Raw genomic sequence first — 15,150 nt, forward strand, 5'->3', positions numbered from 1 at the left:
CACCGGGCTGGAGATCGTCTCCGAGATCAACCAGAAGCATCCGCAGACCCCGGTCGCGATGATCACGGCGTTTGGCAACGTCGAGGCGGCCGTCGAGGCGCTCAAGGCGGGCGCCTTCGACTTCGTCAGCAAGCCCGTCGACCTTGGCGTGCTGCGCGACCTCGTCCGCCAGGCGCTGGAGCTGCACGAGCGGCGCCGCGCCGCCAGCGAGGCGGGCCTGTCCACGCGCCTGTTCGGCGAATCGCCGGCGATGGCCGCGCTGCGCGCCACGCTCACCAAGGTCGCCCGCAGCCAGGCACCGGTCTACATCTCCGGCGAGTCGGGCGTGGGCAAGGAGCTGGTCGCCCGCACCATCCACGCCGAGGGCGGGCGCGCCTCGGGCCCGTTCGTCCCGGTCAACTGCGGCGCGATCCCGGCCGAGCTGATGGAGAGCGAGTTCTTCGGCCACAAGAAGGGCAGCTTCACCGGCGCCCACGCCGACAAGCCCGGCCTGTTCCAGGCGGCCGACGGTGGCACCCTGTTCCTCGACGAGGTCGCCGAGCTTCCGCTGCCCATGCAGGTCAAGCTGCTGCGCGCGATCCAGGAGAAGTCGATCCGGCCGGTCGGTGCGAACACCGAGGTCAAGGTCGACGTCCGCATCCTGTCGGCGACGCACAAGGACCTGGCGGCGCTGGTCGAGGAAGGCCGGTTCCGCCACGACCTCTACTACCGCATCAATGTCATCGAGCTGCGCGTGCCGCCCCTGCGCGAGCGCCCGGAGGACCTCGCCGGGCTCGCCGAGGTCATCCTGCGTCGCCTCGCGGCCGCCCAGGGCCGCGGGGTGCCGAAGCTGTCCACCGACGCGCTCGAAGCGCTGCGCGACTATCCGTTCCCCGGCAACGTCCGCGAGCTCGAGAACATCCTCGAGCGTGCCCTGGCGATGGCCGACGGCGAGCAGATCCGTGCCGACGACCTGAGCCTGCCGAAGGCCGCGCCGCGCCCGGGTGCGTCGCCTGCGGCGCCAGCGGCCGCGCCGTCGCCCGCCGCCCCGGCCGCCGCCGACCCGCGCACGCTCGACCCGCGTGAAACCGCCACCAGTGCCCTGCCCTCGTACATCGAGGAAATCGAGCGTGCCGCCATCCAGCACGCCCTGCAGGAGAACCGCTACAACAAGACCCGAACCGCGGCCGCCCTGGGCATCACCTTCCGGGCGCTGCGCTACAAGCTCAAGAAGCTCGGGATCGACTGAACGCGCCCTGACGCCACGCGTCACCCCGGCGCGCAACGTGACGCGCCGGGGCATGAACAGGCCGCCGGCGCGGCCCCCAAGCGTGATCGGCTGCCCGAAAGCCCCCTCCGACGGTTGGCAGGACCGGTTGGCACGCGTTATGCGTATCCTCGGATGCACGGACAGCACGTACGGCGGACCAAGGACCCGGCGAGTCGTCCGTTCTCATCCGTGAAGTTCCAAACCACTCCTAGGGGATACACCATGAAGAACCAGCAGGGCTTTACCCTCATCGAACTGATGATCGTCGTTGCGATCATCGCCATCCTGGCCGCCATCGCGCTGCCGGCGTACCAGGACTACACGATCCGCGCCCGCGTTTCGGAGCTGGCCGTGATGGCCGACGGCATGAAGGCGACGGTCGCCGAGAACATCGCGAACAACGGCGGCACGATCGCCGCGGGCTCGTGCAAGGGCACCGGCACCACCGCCGCCACGACCAACATGGCGTCGATCGCCTGTGCCGACGCCACCGGCGTGATCACCGTCACCGGCGACGCGACGAAGGTGAAGGGCACCGTCCTGACCTTCACCCCGACGGCCGGCGCCGACGGTTCCGCGGTCGGCACGACGTGGAAGTGCGTGGGCAGCGGCTCGAAGGCCAGCTACTACCCGGCCGAATGCCGCTAATAGCCGGCGCGTGACCGAAAGCCCCGGCACGTCCGGGGCTTTTTTTTGGCACCGGATTTGCTTGGCACCATGACAGCGGGGAGCACGTCATGAAGCGCAATCGGGGATTCACCCTCATCGAGTTGATGATCGTCGTCGCGATCATCGCGATCCTCGCGGCGATCGCGATTCCGGCCTACCAGCAGTACACGGTGCGGGCACGCGTGTCCGAGGCGCTGCTGCTCGCCGAGTCGCCGAAAGCGACCGTTGCCGAGAACATCGCCGCGAACGGCGGCAGCCTGGGGGCGGGCTCCTGCCGGGGTCTGACCACGGAAGCGCCGGGAACGTCGAACCTCGCGCTGATCGACTGCAGCGACGCGACCGGCACCCTCACCTTCGTCACGAGCCCGGCCGCGCGCAGCATGACGCTGACGTTCAAGCCCACGGCGGGCGCAGTCGGCAGCGCGGTCGGGACGACGTGGCGCTGCAGCAGCGCGAGTGCCGTCGACACCCCTTATCTACCCGCCGAGTGCCGCTGAGACGCCCGTAGGGCATGCCGGTCCTTTGTGGACCCGACCCCGTTTTGACGCGTTCCGATTGGGTTACAGTCAGGGCGGGGAAATTCGGGTATCACCATGAGCACCGTCGCTTCGGCCAACCTGGTCGGGATTACCGGCATTGCGCGCCGCCTCGTCCTTGATGGCGCGCTGGACGAGGCCGTCGCCCGCGAGGCGATGGCGGCCGCCACGACCGAGAAGAAGCCTCTGGCGCAGTACCTGTCGGACCGCCGACTGGTGTCCGCTGCCAGCATGGCCGCCGCCAATTCCGTCGAGTTCGGCGTTCCGCTGCTCGACGCCATGGCGTTCGATCCCGGCCAGTCCGCCATCAAGCTGGTCAACGAGGAACTCCTCCGAAAGCACAACGTGCTGCCGCTGTTCAAGCGCGGCAACCGCCTCTTCGTAGGCGTCACCGACCCCACCAATTCAGGCGCCCTCGACGAGGTCAAGTTCCAGACCAACCTCGCCGTCGAGGCGATCCTTGTCGACGCGGACACGATCGCGCGTTGCCTGGAGCGTTGGCAGGAGAATTCCGATTCGCTCGGCGATGCCGGCGGGGATGACGAGGGCTTCGAGAACCTCGAGGTCGGCAAGGACGATGACGGCGGCGCCGGAGACTCGGGCGTGGACGCGAAGGGTGACGACACCCCGGTCGTGCGCTTCGTCAACAAGGTGCTGGTCGATGCGATCCGCCGCGGTGCCTCGGACATCCACTTCGAGCCGTACGAGACGGAATACCGCGTGCGCATGCGCATCGACGGCATCCTCAAGCAGGTCGCCAAGGCGCCGGTGAAGCTCAACACGCGCATCGCCGCGCGCCTGAAGGTCATGTCGCAGCTCGACATCGCCGAGAAGCGCGTACCGCAGGACGGCCGCATCAAGCTCAATCTCTCGAAGACCAAGCAGATCGACTTCCGCGTAAGCACGCTACCGACGCTGTTCGGCGAGAAAGTGGTGCTCCGCATCCTGGACGGCAGCGCGGCCAAGCTCGGCATCGACAAGCTGGGCTACGAGGAGGACCAGAAGGAACTCTTCCTCAACGCGATCGCCAAGCCCTATGGGATGGTGCTGGTCACGGGTCCGACTGGTTCGGGCAAGACGGTCTCGCTGTACACGGCGCTGAACATCCTCAACGAGGACGCGCGCAACATCTCGACCGTCGAGGACCCGGTGGAAATCCGTGTCCCGGGCATCAACCAAGTGCAGATGAACGTGAAGCGCGGCATGACGTTTGCCGCCGCGCTGCGCAGCTTCCTGCGCCAGGACCCGGACGTGATCATGGTCGGCGAAATCCGCGACCTGGAAACGGCCGAGATCGGCGTCAAGGCCGCGCAGACCGGCCACATGGTGCTGTCGACGCTGCATACGAACGATGCGCCGCAGACGATCGCGCGCCTGATGAATATGGGCATCGCGCCGTACAACATCACGTCCTCGGTCACGCTGATCATCGCCCAGCGCCTCGCGCGCCGGCTGCACGACTGCAAGCGTCCCGTGGTGCTCCCCGAGCATGCACTCATCGCCGAAGGCTTCACGCACGAGGAGATCGCATCCGGGTTCACCGTTTACGAAGCCGTGGGCTGCCCCGATTGCACCGAGGGCTACAAGGGCCGGCTGGGCATTTACCAGGTCATGCCGATGACCGAGGCGATCCAGGCCATCATCCTGGAGGGCGGCAATGCGATGCAGATCGCCGAGGCCGCCCAGAAGTCCGGAATCCGCGACCTGCGCCAGTCGGCACTGATGAAAGTCCGCACGGGCGCCACCAGCCTCGCCGAAATCAACCGCGTCACCAAGGACTAAGCCATGTCCGCTAGCCGAAACGCAGTCAAAACCACCGCGCGCGCGAACGACGGCCTCCAGACCTTCACATGGGTCGGCAAAGACAAGCGCGGCATCGTCATGAAGGGCGAGACGCCCGCGAAGAACATGAACCTGGTCAAGGCGGAACTGCGCCGACAGGGAATCACGCCGCAGACGGTCAAGCCGAAAGGCAAGCCGCTGTTCGGCGCGACGGGCAAGCCGATCAAGCCGGGCGAGATCGCCGTCTTCGCCCGCCAGATCGCGACCATGATGAAGTCGGGCGTGCCGATCGTTGCCTCGCTCGAAATCATCGGCAACGGCAACAAGAACCCCCGCATGAAGAAGATGGTCGACGAGATCCGGGCCGACATCCAGGGCGGCATGGCGTTCTCGGAAGCCCTCACGAAGCACCCGGTGCAGTTCGACGAACTGTTCCAGAACCTCGTCCGCGCCGGCGAGGCGGCAGGCGTGCTGGATACGGTCCTGGACACGGTCGCCACCTACAAGGAAAACCTTGAGGCACTGAAGGGCAAGATCAAGAAGGCGATGTTCTACCCCGCCATGGTCGTTGCGGTCGCCCTGATCGTCAGTGCGATCCTGCTGATCTTCGTGGTGCCCATGTTCGAGGAAGTCTTCAAAGGCTTCGGTGCCGACCTCCCCGCATTCACGCAGATGGTCGTCAACTTCAGTCGCTTCATGGTGAGTTGGTGGTGGGCGATCCTGATCGTCATGGTCGCCAGCGTGGTCGGCACGATCGCGTTCTACAAGCGTTCGACGGCCTTCCAGCACACGCTGGACCGTTGGATCCTGAAGGTGCCGGTGATCGGCCAGATCATGCACAACTCCGCCATCGCGAGGTTCTCGCGCACGCTCGCGGTCACCTTCAAGGCCGGCGTTCCGCTGGTCGAGGCCCTCGATACGGTGGCAGGTGCGACCGGTAACCGCGTGTATACGCAGGCGGTGCTGCGAATCCGCGACGACGTCGCCGTCGGCTACCCGGTCAACATGTCGATGAAGCAGGTCAACCTGTTTCCGCACATGGTCATCCAGATGACCGCGATCGGCGAGGAAGCCGGCGCGCTGGACACGATGCTGTTCAAGATCGCCGAGTTCTACGAGCAGGAGGTCAACAATGCGGTCGACGCGCTGTCGAGCCTGCTCGAGCCGATGATCATGGTCTTCCTCGGCGTCATCGTCGGCGGCATGGTCATCGCGATGTACCTGCCGATCTTCAAGCTCGGCGCGGTCGTCGGCTGACGGATGGCGTTCCTCGACGGCAATCCGCAACTCGGTTATCCGCTCGCCGCAGGCTTCGGCCTGCTGGTGGGCAGCTTCCTCAACGTGGTGATCCTCCGCCTGCCCGGGCGGCTGGAATGGGCGTGGAAGCGCGACTCGCGCGACATGCTCGGCATCGACGAGGTCTACGACCCGCCGCCGCCGGGCATCGTCGTCGAGCGGTCGCACTGCCCGCACTGCAAGCACGTGCTGAGCTGGTACGAGAACATCCCGCTCTTCAGCTGGCTCGCCCTGCGCGGCAAGTGCCGCCACTGCAAGGCGCCGATCTCCGTGCAGTACCCAGCGGTCGAGCTGCTCACGATGCTGCTGTTCGTCGCCTGCGTGGCGCGCTTCGGCTTCGGGTGGCAGGGCTTCGGCGCGATGGTGTTCACGGGCTTCCTGGTCGCGATGTCCGGCATCGACCTGCGCACGCAACTGCTGCCCGATTCGCTGACGTTGCCGCTGATGTGGCTCGGCCTCATCGCCGCGTCGGATCACCTGTACATGGGCGCGAAGCCGGCGCTGCTCGGCGCTGCGGTGGGCTATGCGAGCCTGTGGTCCGTCTGGTGGCTATTCAAGCAGCTCACCGGCAAGGAAGGCATGGGCCACGGCGACTTCAAGCTGCTCGCCGCGATCGGCGCGTGGACCGGCCTCAAGGGCATCCTGCCGACGATCCTGTTCTCGTCGCTGGTCGGCGCGATCGTCGGTTCGATCTGGCTCGCCATGAAGGGCCGCGACCGCCAGACGCAGATCCCGTTCGGCCCGTATCTCGCCGTGGCCGGCTGGGTGGTGTTCTTCTGGGGCGAAGCGCTCGTCGACGGCTACCTTCGGTACGCGAAGCTGAAGTGAGTCGACACCCGGCGCGCGTCAGCCGCGCGCGTCGGCCCACGTCCGGTAACGCGCGTCGAGCGCATCGATACCCGCCTGCAGCGCGGCGCGATCGCCGTCGTTGACCAGGACGTCGTCCGCCAGCGCCAGCCGCGCTTCGCGGCTCGCCTGCGCCGCGATCATGCGATCGGCCAGCCCAACGTCGATCCCGTCGCGTTCGACCAGCCGCGCGCGCTGCACCTCGACCCGCACGTCGATCACGAGGATGCGCGCGACATACGGATACGCCGTGCGTCCCCCGCCTTCCGCCAGCAGGGGGATTGCGGCGACGACATAGGGCCCGGTCGAGGCGAGGCAGCGTCGCTCGATCGCCTCGCGGACGCGCGGATGGACGATCCCTTCCAGGCGCGTCCGCGCGGTCGGGTCGTCGAAGACGCGTCGACGCAGGGCGCCACGGTCGAGCAGGCCGTCGGGCTGCAGCACGTCGGCCCCGAACGCGTCCACCACCGCGGCCAGACCCGGCGTGCCGGGCGCCACGACCTCGCGCGCGATCACGTCCGCATCGACGACCTCGATGCCGAGTGCTTCGAAGCGTCGCGAGGCTTCGCTCTTGCCCGAGGCGATGCCGCCGGTGAGGCCGATGACGTAGGGCTCGCGCATGGTGTCCTCCGGCGACGCGCCAGCCTAGCCCAGCCCGCCGTCGCCGAAGAAGCCCCGGATGCCGGCGATGCCCTGCGCGCCGTGCTCGCGCGCCTCGGCGAGGTCGGGCGCGCGCAGCCCGCCGATGGCATAGAGCGGCAGCGCGACCTGTTCGCGCAGCGCGGCGAAGCCCGCCCAGCCGAGTGGCACCCGATCGGGATGCGTGGGCGTGGCCCGGACATGGCCCACGACCGCGAAGTCGCAGCCGAGGCGCACGGCGTGCGCGAGGTCGGCCGCGTCATGGCACGACGCAGCGACCGGAACGCCCCCGGGCCGCGGGCGCGACGCCAGCGCGGCCAGTTGCGCGGCGCGCAGATGCACGCCCGCGCCCAGTTCGCTCGCGAGCGCGATGTCGCCGTTGACCAGGACCTCCGCGCCCATCGCACGGCCGCGCTCGACCGCCTCGGTGACCGCGTGTCGCCACGCAGGCCCCTCGCTTCCCGGCGAACGCAGCTGTAGCCGGCGAACGCCCGCGGCGAGCGCGGCGTCGATGCCGGCGAGCCAGTGGTCGAGGTCGAGCAATGCCGGCGTCACGGCGTACAGCGGAGGCTGCAGCAGCGCGGCGACCACCGGGCGATCGGCCGGCGGCATGTCGTAGAGGGCCAGCTTCTCGTGCGGCACCCAGGCCAGCGCCTGGCCTTCGCGCCCGCGCGGCGTGCCGGTCCAGCCGTCGACATGGCGGACGTCGAGCGCGAGCAGCTTGTCGGGGTACTGCTGCGGCACGCGGATCAGCGGCGCGCCGATGCGCGCCTCGATCCCGAGTTCCTCGCGCAGCTCGCGAACGAGTGCCTCGTCGGGCGTCTCTCCCGGCTCGCACTTGCCGCCCGGGAATTCCCACAACCCCGCCAGGTCGCGGCCTTCGGTGCGGCGCGCGAGCAGCACGCGGCCGCGCACGTCGCGCAGGACGCCGGCCACGACGTGGATCGAGCGCCGTACCGCCATCACGCACGACTCCACGCGGGGCACGATGGGCGAAAGAGTTGGCAACGCGGAGGATTCATGCCTGCACCGCCGACCCGGGGGCCGGCGGCCTTCGCGATCCCGTCAGGCCAGCTGGCCGTGGCAGTGCTTGTACTTCTTGCCGCTGCCGCAGGGGCAGGCATCGTTGCGTCCGATGTTCGCGACCGCCGCGCCCTCGTCGAGCGCCTGCGCGGCTTCCTCGTCGGCACCGAGGCCACCGACGCCCGGATGCTGGAACTGCATTTGCCGGGCCTGCGCCTCGAGCGCGGCGCGCTGCGCCGCCTCCTCCTGCGCGATCTCCTCCTCGGTGCGAATGCGCACACGGGCGAGCAGCGTCACGACCTCGCTCTTCACCTTCTCCAGCATCTCGGAGAACAGCTCGAACGCCTCGCGCTTGTACTCCTGCTTCGGCTGCTTCTGCGCATAGCCGCGCAGGTGGATGCCCTGGCGCAGGTAGTCCATGCGCGCGAGGTGCTCCTTCCAGTTCTGGTCGAGCACGTTGAGCATGATGTGCTTTTCCAGCATGCGCATCGTCTCGGCGCCGAGCTGCGCCTCGCGCTCGTCGAAATGCGCAGTGACGGCCGCATCGACGTGGCGCAGGACGCCTTCGGCGTCGAGCTCGGGTTCGGACTTCACCAGCGCGTCGAGGTCGAGCTGCAGGCCGAAGTCCTCCGCGATCGTCGCCTCGAGGCCGCGCAGGTCCCACTGCTCGTCGATCGAATTCGGCGGCACGAACTTCTCGACCGTCTCGGCGACCACGTCGCCGCGGATCGCGGAGATGTTTTCCGCGACGTCCTCGGCCTCGAGCAGCTCGTCACGCTGGCCGTAGATGACCTTGCGCTGGTCGTTGTTGACGTCGTCGAACTCCAGCAGGTTCTTGCGGATGTCGAAGTTGTGTGCCTCGACCTTCCGCTGCGCGTTCGCGATCTGCTTGGTGACCAGCGGCGACTCGATGATGTCGTCTTCCTTCAGGCCCATGCGCGCCATGACGCGCTGCACCCAGTCGGCCGCGAAGATGCGCATCAGGTTGTCTTCGAGCGACAGGTAGAAGCGCGAGGAACCCGGGTCGCCCTGGCGACCGGAGCGGCCGCGCAGCTGGTTGTCGATGCGCCGCGACTCGTGGCGCTCGGTGCCCACGATGTGCAGGCCGCCCGCGGCCTTGACGGCTTCATGGCGCGCCTGCCATTCCGACTTCAGGCGCTGTTTCGTGACCTCGTCGACCTCGCCTTCCGCTTCGAGCAGGGCGAGCTCCGATTCCAGCGACCCGCCGAGCACGATGTCGGTGCCGCGGCCGGCCATGTTGGTCGCGATCGTGATCGCGCCCGGGCGCCCGGCCTGCGCGATGATGTGCGCCTCGCGCTCGTGCTGCTTCGCGTTGAGCACCTCGTGCGGGATGCCGGCTTCGCGGAGCTGGTCGCTGAGCATCTCGGAGACTTCGATCGACGTCGTGCCGACCAGCACGGGCTGCTTCTTCGCGTGGCAGTCCTTGATCTCGTTGACGACCGCGCGGTACTTGCCGGCGCGATTGAGGAACACCGCGTCCGGATGGTCCTTGCGGATCATCTGGCGGTTGGTCGGGATCACCGTGACCTCGAGGCCGTAGATCGACTGGAACTCGTAGGCCTCGGTATCGGCCGTACCCGTCATGCCGGCGAGCTTGCCGTACATGCGGAACAGGTTCTGGAAGGTGATGGACGCGAGCGTCTGGTTCTCGCGCTGGACCGGCACGCCTTCCTTCGCCTCGACCGCCTGGTGCAGGCCGTCGGACCAGCGGCGGCCCGGCAGCGTGCGGCCGGTGAACTCGTCGACGATGACCACTTCCCCGTCGCGCACGATGTAGTCGACGTCGCGGCTGTAGATCGCATGCGCACGCAGCGCCGCGTTGAGGTGGTGCACGACGCTGAGCTGGCGCGGGTCGTAGAGCTCGTCGTCCTCGCCGAGGATGCCGGCCTGTCGCAGCAGCTGCTCGGCGTGCTCCTGGCCCGCCTCGGACAGGTGCACCTGCTTGCCCTTCTCGTCGACCCAGAAATCGCCCTCGCCCTCTTCCGTCGCCTGGCGGACGAGCTGCGGGACGATGCGGTTGACCTTGATGTACAGCTCCGGCGATTCGTCCGCCGGGCCGGAGATGATCAGCGGCGTGCGCGCCTCGTCGATCAGGATCGAGTCGACTTCGTCGACGATCGCGTAGTTCAGGCCGCGCTGTACGCGATCGGCCTTCGACAGCGCCATGTTGTCGCGCAGGTAGTCGAAGCCGATCTCGTTGTTCGTCGCATAGGTGATGTCCGCGGCGTAGGCGGCATGCTTGTCGGCATGCGGCATGCCCGGATAGACCACGCTCGTGGTCAGCCCGAGCCAGCCGTAGAGCTTGCCCATCGTCGCGGCGTCGCGGCGCGCGAGGTAGTCGTTCACGGTGACGACGTGCACGCCCTTGCCGGTCAGCGCGTTGAGATAGACCGGCAGCGTCGCGGTGAGGGTCTTGCCCTCGCCGGTGCGCATCTCGGCGATCTTGCCCAGGTGGAGCACCATGCCACCGACGAGCTGCACGTCGAAGTGGCGCATGCCCATCACGCGGACCGAGGCCTCGCGGCAGACGGCGAACGCCTCCGGCAGGATCTTGTCGACGGACTCGCCGTTGGCGATGCGCTGCTGCAGTTCCGGCGTCTTCGCCTTCAGCTCCTCGTCGCTCAGCTTCTGCATCTGCGGTTCGAGGGCGTTGATCTTGTCGACGGAGCGCTGCAGCTGACGCAGGAGGCGTTCGTTGCGGCTGCCGAAGACACGGGTGAGCAGGCTGTTGAGCATGACGGACCGGTTGGAAAAAGGGCTGGGCGGCGCGGTGGCGTCGCCAATAAAAAAGGGCGCTGGGCGCCCTTCTACGGCATCGCGCATTGTAGCTGGAGGCGGTCGGCGGCGTTTGCAAGCCGCCGGCCGCCTCGTGCTCAGCCCTGCAGCCGGCCCTGCAGGAACGGCCGCGGATTCACCACGCGCCCGTCCTGCCAGACTTCGAGGTGGACGTGCGCGCCGGTCGAACGGCCGGTCGAACCGGCCTTGGCGATCTCCTGGCCGGCACGCACGAGCTCGCCCACGCGCCGCTCGAGGCGCGAATTGTGGGCATAGCGCGTCGTGTAGCCGTTGCCGTGGTCGATCTCGACGACGTTGCCGTAGCCCGAACGCTCGCCCGAGAAGCTGACCACGCCGTCGGCGATCGCGAGGACCGGGTCGCCGGTGTTGGCCGAGAAGTCGATGCCCTTGTGGAACTGGCCGCCGCCGAGGATCGGGTCGACGCGCTCGCCGAAGCCCGAGGTCACGTAGCTGCCGAGCACCGGCACGCGGGACGGCACCGCGCCGAGCGACAGGCGACGGTCGGTCAGCAGCGTCTCGAGCAGGCCGAGCTGGCGGCCGGACTCGTCGAGCTGGCGCTCCACGCCCTGCAGGTTGCGGCCGAGCTCGGCGCGCGGCATGTCGTGCACTTCGCTGTCGCCACCGACGCCGACCGGGCGGTCGAAGTCGAATTCGCCGTCCTTCAGGCCGCCCATCCGGGTGAGGCGCTCGCCGAGCGCATTCAGGCGATTGGCCTGCGCCTGCAGCTCGCCGACGCGTGCCGCCAGCGCATTGAGTTCGCGCTGCGCCTGCTGGTGCCCGGTGCGGACCTGTGCGAGGTCGTTCGCGGCCTGCTGGCGGGTGACCGCGGCGCCGGCCAAGCCGCCGGCGACCAGCAGCGCGAGGCCGCCGGCCATGAACGTCGACAGCGCGAACGCCGGGCGACGCGAGGCCTGATGGCCGAGGAAGGCGACGGCGTCGCCCATGAGACTGCGGGGATTTACGATGCTCGAAACGGTCATAGGTCCGATGTCAGATTCCAGGCCCAGGTTGCGAAGGAAGGCCACCGGTCCCGCCCGTGCGCCGCTGGATGCGGTGCTGGACGGTCCGGGCGGCGACCCCGTGCGTCGAGCGGTGTGGCTCGATGACCTGGACGGTCGATTTCGCCCGTACCTGCCGGAAGCGCTGGCCGCGCATGCGCGGCTGGCCAACTTCGATGGCGGCAGGCTCGTGTTTGTCGTCGACGCGCCGGTCTGGCAGGCGAAGCTGCGCCTCGCCATCCCGGAACTCCTTCAAGCGGCCCGATCCCTCGGGCTTGCTGCGAGCGACGTCGTGATCAGGACATCGCCGGGGATTCCCGCCGACCGCACCGCGGTCAAGGCGCCTCGTCCCATGTCGGCCGCGTCGCAGCAGGCGCTGCAGGCGGCATTGGCATCGCTGAGGGACGTCGACTAGGTCCCGTACGCTTGATGCCGGCCCCGTACGTCGTCGTACGCGTCGTCGGGGTGGCGGCATCCTATCGACGCCCCGGGGCAGGGGTGTTAACGACCCGGTAAGCGAAGCGACGGATTCGTTAAGACCGGGTTATTCGTCACCGGAAGTTCACCTGCGTGACGACGAACGGTCGAGATACGGGCGCAGCGCGACCGCGACAGACGCCGCCGATCGTCTAACCCGTTGATTCTCAAGGGCCGCTTTTCGCGGCGTCAGGCGAGGCCGGTGGCGAGGCCCGGCATGCCGAAGGCGACGGGCGTGCGCGCGTCGTCGGCGAAGGTCACTTCTTCCCAGGCGCCCTGCTCCGCCAGGAGCGCGCGGACCAGCTTGTTGTTGAGCGCATGGCCCGACTTGAAGCCTTCGTAGGCGCCGAGGATCGGGCGGCCGGCGAGGTACAGGTCGCCGACGGCGTCGAGGATCTTGTGGCGCACGAACTCGTCGGCGTACCGCAGGCCGTCGTCGTTCAGCACGCGGAATTCGTCGAGCACGATCGCGTTGTCCATCGAGCCGCCGAGGCCGAGGTTGCGCTCGCGCATGTACTCGAGGTCGCGCATGAAGCCGAACGTGCGGGCGCGGCTCACCTCGCGCACGTACGCCTCGCTGGAGAAATCGACCACGGCGCGCGACTGCGAGGCCGGGATCGCCGGATGGTCGAACTGCACGGTGAAGCCGATGCGGAAGCCGTCGAACGGGCTGAAGCGCGCGACCTTGTCGCCCTCGCGCACTTCGACGTCGCGCAGGATGCGGATGAAGCGCTTCGGCGCGGCCTGCTCGGCAATGCCCGCGGACTGGATGAGGAAGACGAACGGGCCGGCCGAGCCGTCCATGATCGGCACCTCGGCCGCGGACAGCTCGACGTAGCAGTTGTCGACGCCGAGGCCCGCGAGTGCGGACAGCAGGTGCTCGACGGTCTGGATCTTGCCCGCGCCGGAAGTGAGGCCGGTGCAGAGCGTCGTCTCGGTGACCAGTTCGGCGCGCGCGGGGACGTCGACGACGGGGTCGAGGTCGGTGCGGCGGAAGACGATGCCGGTGTCGACCGGTGCCGGACGCAGCGTCATGAACACCTTCTCGCCGCTGTGCAGACCGACGCCGGTCGCGCGGATGGTGTTCCTGAGGGTTCGCTGGCGGGGCATGGGCGTCGATCGGGCCGGTCGGCGGTCAGGTCGGGAAGTTAGCACGCGGCCGGCTGAACCTGAACGGAAACGCTGCCACGGCCTGTTGCACCGTCGCGACAGTGGCGCCTTGCGACGTGAACGCCAAGTGGCGGGCGACCGCGCAGGTGCGATGCGCCGACGACCGGTCGGGATGGCGCCGGGAAAAGGCGTGGAAGGCCTGGACCTTCCACGCGAAGTCGCGATCGATCGACGGACGGCGATCGATGCGGGCCGACGCGCAGGGACGCGGCGGCTCGGGTCGCGGACACGACCCGGTGATCAACGGCGGCATCGCAGCTGCGGTGCCGGTGCCGCGCGGCGTGGTGCCGCGCGGCCGCGACCTCAGTCCGCCTGCCGACGCAGGAAGGCGGGGATGTCGAGGTAGCTGTCGCCGCCGAAGTCGGCGACCGCGGGCTGCGAGGCGGGTGCCGACGGCGCGGCGTCCGCACGCGGCGCGCGCAGGCTGCCGGTGAAGCTCGGCACGCTCGGCGAGTACGCGGTCGCGACATCGTCGATCGGCAGGCCGGTCGTGCCGTCGCGCTTGCTGGCGACGACCTGCATCTGCGGGCGACGCTGGCTTTCGAAACCGGTCGAACGCGCGGCCGCCCGGTTGAGGCCGGTCGCGACGACGGTGACGCGCACTTCGTCCTGCATGTCCGGGTCCAGCACGGTGCCGATGACGACCGTCGCGTCCTCGGAGGCGAACTGCTCCACGGTGCGACCGACTTCGTCGAACTCGGCCATGGTGAAGTCCGGACCGGCGGTGATGTTGACGAGGATGCCGTTCGCGCCCGACAGGTTGACGTCGTCGAGCAGCGGGTTCTGGATCGCGGCTTCCGCGGCGGCCTGCGCGCGGTCGTCGCCCTTCGCGGCGCCGGTGCCCATCATCGCGAGACCCATCTCGCTCATGACGGTGCGCACGTCGGCGAAGTCGACGTTGATCAGGCCCGGGCGGACGATCAGGTCGGCGATGCCCTGCACGGCGCCGAGCAGCACGTCGTTCGCGGCGCGGAACGCCTGGATCATCGTGGCGTTGCGGCCGAGCACGGTGATCAGCTTCTCGTTCGGGATCGTGATCAGCGAGTCGCAGTGCTGGCTGAGCTCGTCGATGCCCTTGAGCGCGACCTGCATTCGGCGGCGGCCTTCGAACGGGAACGGCTTGGTCACGACGGCGACGGTGAGGATCCCCATCTCCTTCGCGAGCTGCGCGACGACGGGCGCGGCGCCGGTGCCGGTGCCGCCGCCCATGCCGGCGGTGATGAAGACCATGTCCGCGCCCTGCAGCGCGTCCATGATGCGGTCGCGGTCCTCGAGCGCGGCCTGGCGACCCACTTCGGGGTTCGCGCCGGCGCCGAGGCCCTTGGTGACGTTGCCGCCCAGCTGCAGCTGCAGCTTCGCGCCGCAGTTCTTGATCGCCTGCGAGTCCGTGTTGGCGGTGATGAACTCCACGCCGTCCACGCTGCTGTTGACCATGTGCGCGACCGCGTTGCCGCCGCCGCCACCCACGCCCACGACCTTGATGACGGCGTTGGGAGCCATCTTCTCGACCAGTTCGAAATGCGCCATGTCCGTTGTCCTCGTTGGTGCAGGCTGTCGATGCGTGTCCCCGCTCGATGCCTGCTTTATTTGATGTCTATTGTTGCTGATGTTTGAAACGCTGTGTGCTGCCGCTACGAAATTTTCCGCA

Annotated in this window: 14 protein-coding genes; 7 read left to right on the top strand and 7 right to left on the bottom strand. The window is 68.5% G+C overall.

The window, feature by feature from the left end:
• The 6 genes from ACY35P_RS05585 to ACY35P_RS05610 all read left to right on the top strand — a co-directional run.
• A partial coding sequence (locus tag ACY35P_RS05585) for a sigma-54-dependent transcriptional regulator (RefSeq protein WP_462114844.1) occupies window positions 1-1,228 on the top strand: 1,228 nt, incomplete at its 5' end.
• Window positions 1,229-1,471: 243 nt separating this feature from the next.
• Entirely contained in the window at window positions 1,472-1,897 is a 426-nt protein-coding gene (locus ACY35P_RS05590; RefSeq protein WP_462114845.1) for a pilin, read from the top strand.
• Window positions 1,898-1,986: 89 nt separating this feature from the next.
• Window positions 1,987-2,415 carry a pilin gene (locus tag ACY35P_RS05595; protein WP_462114846.1) on the top strand — a complete coding sequence of 143 codons (429 nt, stop codon included), beginning with the start codon at window positions 1,987-1,989 and terminating at the stop codon, window positions 2,413-2,415.
• Window positions 2,416-2,511: 96 nt separating this feature from the next.
• Window positions 2,512-4,236, top strand: coding sequence for a type IV-A pilus assembly ATPase PilB (gene pilB / locus ACY35P_RS05600; protein ID WP_462114847.1), 1,725 nt, complete (start codon window positions 2,512-2,514; stop codon window positions 4,234-4,236).
• A gap of 3 nt (window positions 4,237-4,239) precedes the next feature.
• Window positions 4,240-5,493 (top strand): type II secretion system F family protein, encoded by a 1,254-nt coding sequence (locus ACY35P_RS05605; RefSeq protein ID WP_462114848.1) that lies wholly within the window; start codon window positions 4,240-4,242, stop codon window positions 5,491-5,493.
• 3 nt (window positions 5,494-5,496) lie between these two features.
• Entirely contained in the window at window positions 5,497-6,360 is an 864-nt protein-coding gene (locus tag ACY35P_RS05610) for a prepilin peptidase (RefSeq protein ID WP_462114849.1), read from the top strand.
• A gap of 18 nt (window positions 6,361-6,378) precedes the next feature.
• Here ACY35P_RS05610 and coaE read toward each other — a convergent pair whose 3' ends face one another.
• From coaE to ACY35P_RS05630, 4 genes are all read right to left on the bottom strand, one after another.
• On the bottom strand, window positions 6,379-6,999 hold the full coding sequence (gene coaE, locus ACY35P_RS05615) for a dephospho-CoA kinase (protein WP_462114850.1): 621 nt from the start codon (window positions 6,997-6,999) through the stop codon (window positions 6,379-6,381).
• A 24-nt stretch (window positions 7,000-7,023) separates the two neighbouring features.
• Window positions 7,024-7,980, bottom strand: a complete 957-nt coding sequence (locus ACY35P_RS05620) for a Nudix family hydrolase (protein ID WP_462114851.1) — start codon at window positions 7,978-7,980, stop codon at window positions 7,024-7,026.
• Between the two features lie 102 nt (window positions 7,981-8,082).
• A complete protein-coding gene (gene secA, locus ACY35P_RS05625; RefSeq protein ID WP_462114852.1) occupies window positions 8,083-10,797 on the bottom strand; it encodes a preprotein translocase subunit SecA in 2,715 nt (904 codons plus the stop codon).
• A gap of 137 nt (window positions 10,798-10,934) precedes the next feature.
• Window positions 10,935-11,801: a M23 family metallopeptidase gene (locus tag ACY35P_RS05630; RefSeq protein ID WP_462114853.1), complete on the bottom strand. Its 867-nt coding sequence runs from the start codon at window positions 11,799-11,801 to the stop codon at window positions 10,935-10,937.
• Between the two features lie 19 nt (window positions 11,802-11,820).
• Between ACY35P_RS05630 and ACY35P_RS05635 the strand changes: the two genes are divergently transcribed.
• The gene (locus ACY35P_RS05635) at window positions 11,821-12,270 is read left to right on the top strand and encodes a DciA family protein (protein WP_462114854.1); all 450 of its coding nucleotides are present in this window, start codon (window positions 11,821-11,823) and stop codon (window positions 12,268-12,270) included.
• 251 nt (window positions 12,271-12,521) lie between these two features.
• Here the strand turns inward: ACY35P_RS05635 and lpxC are convergent, their stop codons facing one another.
• Genes lpxC through ftsZ form a run of 3 tightly spaced genes read right to left on the bottom strand, consistent with a single transcriptional unit; the run spans window position 12,522 to window position 15,029 of the window.
• Window positions 12,522-13,442, bottom strand: coding sequence for a UDP-3-O-acyl-N-acetylglucosamine deacetylase (gene lpxC, locus ACY35P_RS05640; protein WP_462114855.1), 921 nt, complete (start codon window positions 13,440-13,442; stop codon window positions 12,522-12,524).
• Window positions 13,443-13,467: 25 nt separating this feature from the next.
• Entirely contained in the window at window positions 13,468-13,755 is a 288-nt protein-coding gene (locus ACY35P_RS05645) for a hypothetical protein (RefSeq protein WP_462114856.1), read from the bottom strand.
• Window positions 13,756-13,805: 50 nt separating this feature from the next.
• Window positions 13,806-15,029: a cell division protein FtsZ gene (gene ftsZ, locus ACY35P_RS05650; RefSeq protein ID WP_462114857.1), complete on the bottom strand. Its 1,224-nt coding sequence runs from the start codon at window positions 15,027-15,029 to the stop codon at window positions 13,806-13,808.
• Between the last annotated feature and the right edge of the window lie 121 nt (window positions 15,030-15,150).

The organism is Lysobacter xanthus, from assembly GCF_047159895.1.

Bases quoted from the DNA above. Each gene is read 5' to 3' on its own strand.
- ACY35P_RS05590 (WP_462114845.1), top strand. From the start codon at position 1,472: ATGAAGAACCAGCAGGGCTTTACCCTCATCGAACTGATGATCGTCGTT.
- ACY35P_RS05595 (WP_462114846.1), top strand. From the start codon at position 1,987: ATGAAGCGCAATCGGGGATTCACCCTCATCGAGTTGATGATCGTCGTC.
- pilB (WP_462114847.1), top strand. From the start codon at position 2,512: ATGAGCACCGTCGCTTCGGCCAACCTGGTCGGGATTACCGGCATTGCG.
- ACY35P_RS05605 (WP_462114848.1), top strand. From the start codon at position 4,240: ATGTCCGCTAGCCGAAACGCAGTCAAAACCACCGCGCGCGCGAACGAC.
- ACY35P_RS05610 (WP_462114849.1), top strand. From the start codon at position 5,497: ATGGCGTTCCTCGACGGCAATCCGCAACTCGGTTATCCGCTCGCCGCA.
- coaE (WP_462114850.1), bottom strand. From the start codon at position 6,999: ATGCGCGAGCCCTACGTCATCGGCCTCACCGGCGGCATCGCCTCGGGC.
- ACY35P_RS05620 (WP_462114851.1), bottom strand. From the start codon at position 7,980: ATGGCGGTACGGCGCTCGATCCACGTCGTGGCCGGCGTCCTGCGCGAC.
- secA (WP_462114852.1), bottom strand. From the start codon at position 10,797: ATGCTCAACAGCCTGCTCACCCGTGTCTTCGGCAGCCGCAACGAACGC.
- ACY35P_RS05630 (WP_462114853.1), bottom strand. From the start codon at position 11,801: ATGGGCGACGCCGTCGCCTTCCTCGGCCATCAGGCCTCGCGTCGCCCG.
- ACY35P_RS05635 (WP_462114854.1), top strand. From the start codon at position 11,821: ATGCTCGAAACGGTCATAGGTCCGATGTCAGATTCCAGGCCCAGGTTG.
- lpxC (WP_462114855.1), bottom strand. From the start codon at position 13,442: ATGCCCCGCCAGCGAACCCTCAGGAACACCATCCGCGCGACCGGCGTC.
- ACY35P_RS05645 (WP_462114856.1), bottom strand. From the start codon at position 13,755: ATGCCGCCGTTGATCACCGGGTCGTGTCCGCGACCCGAGCCGCCGCGT.
- ftsZ (WP_462114857.1), bottom strand. From the start codon at position 15,029: ATGGCGCATTTCGAACTGGTCGAGAAGATGGCTCCCAACGCCGTCATC.